2 protein-coding genes are annotated in these 1,522 nt (G+C 52.3%); both read left to right on the forward strand.

The genetic code is table 11. The annotated features are described in order from the left end of the window. On the forward strand, positions 1–1,065 hold a 1,065-nt coding region (locus tag Xhom_RS24850; protein WP_274540203.1), incomplete at its 5' end, for a helicase-related protein. After that, positions 1,062–1,522: primase-helicase zinc-binding domain-containing protein (locus tag Xhom_RS24855; RefSeq protein ID WP_274540204.1), on the forward strand; the 461-nt coding region annotated here is incomplete at its 3' end. The genes Xhom_RS24850 and Xhom_RS24855, both read left to right, overlap by 4 nt.

A 1,522-nucleotide genomic window follows, 5' to 3' on the forward strand; every position in this document is an offset into this window, starting at 1 on the left:
CCCACCAAGCCTGATTTAAGCAAGGTGAAGTCTGCCCGCAATGACGACTACGGCAGCGATTACAAGGAAGACGAAATAGCGGAAATCATGTGCGGGGCTGATTTGGTGGGGGATGTGGTCAGTAGCTGGCTTAAGCTGGGCGAAAACCAGCCCACTATCTGCTTCTGTGTCAATGTCAGCCACGCCAACTTTATCACCGTCGAATTCAACCGTGCCGGGGTAAATGCTGAGGTGATGACCGCCAATACCCCTCAAGATGAACGGGATTTGATTATCCATCGCTTTGAGCAGGGTGCGACAAAAATCATTGTGAACATTGGCGTTCTCGTGGCGGGTTTTGACAGTGATGTCCGTTGCATTATCTATGCCCGGCCTACCAAGTCGGAAATTCGTTGGCTCCAGTCAATCGGCAGATCGCTGCGCCCGGCACCGGGTAAAGACAGGGCTATCATTCTAGATCACTCCGGCACAGTTCACCGCCTTGGCTATCCCGACGATATCGAATATGACGAACTGCCCCGCAAGCATGACGGCATGAAGTCCAGTTCCAGCTACCGGGAGCAGGAGAAGCGGGAAAAGTTACCCAAAGAATGCCCGTCCTGCCACTACATGAAGCCCGCCGGGGTTTACGTCTGCCCGAAATGCGACTTTAAGCCGCTAGTAGGTGAAGACATTGATGTCGATACCAGCCGCACTATCCAGAAGCTCAGCAAGAAAGCGCACGTCTACACTCAGGCCGAAAAGCAGAGTTTCTACTCGCAGTTGAAGTACTACCAGAATCAGCGGGCTTCACAGGGCAAGGCGATCAGTAACGGCTGGGTATTCTATACGTTTAAAGAGAAATTCGGCGTCGAGCCTCGAGGCCTTCATGACATGCCGCAGGAACTGACCCCTGCAGTAAACAACTTTATCAAGCACAAGCAGATAGCCTGGGCTAAATCCCGCCAGAAAGCAGCCCAGTCCAGCCACGAGCAGCAGGAAATGCGCCTTGGGGTGGCTCACCAAAAGGTGCGCGATATCCGTGACCAGTTATCAACTCAGTCATATCAGGGAGGCACACGATGAACACAATCAATACGGCCGAGGCGGTTATTGGGCACTGGCCTGAAATTTTCGCCCATTACAAATTACCTCCCGTGACAGGCAAAAATCACTTTAAAGGGAAGTGCCCAATATGCGGGCGGAAAGGGAAATTCAGAATCGATAACCAAAATGGACGCGGAACATTCATCTGTTCTTGTGGTAATGCCGGGGATGGCTGGGCACTGCTCAGATTGACGCAGGGGAAAGAATTCAAAGTACTGGCCGATGAGATTGATCAGTTACTGGGTATTCAGCGCGAAAAAGTTATCCCGAAGCCCAAGGTCAGCACCGTTGCGGATAAGCGCCAGAAGATGATCGCCCACTACTCACGTATGCCGGAACTGAAAGGCACCTCGGCGGAAAAATACCTCCAGCGCCGGGGAATTTACAGCCATCACCCGATTGAGCAAATCCGCTTCTGTGAAAAGCAGCCGACCTA

It is taken from the genome of Xenorhabdus hominickii, from assembly GCF_002632725.1.
GTDB lineage: Bacteria > Pseudomonadota > Gammaproteobacteria > Enterobacterales > Enterobacteriaceae > Xenorhabdus > Xenorhabdus hominickii.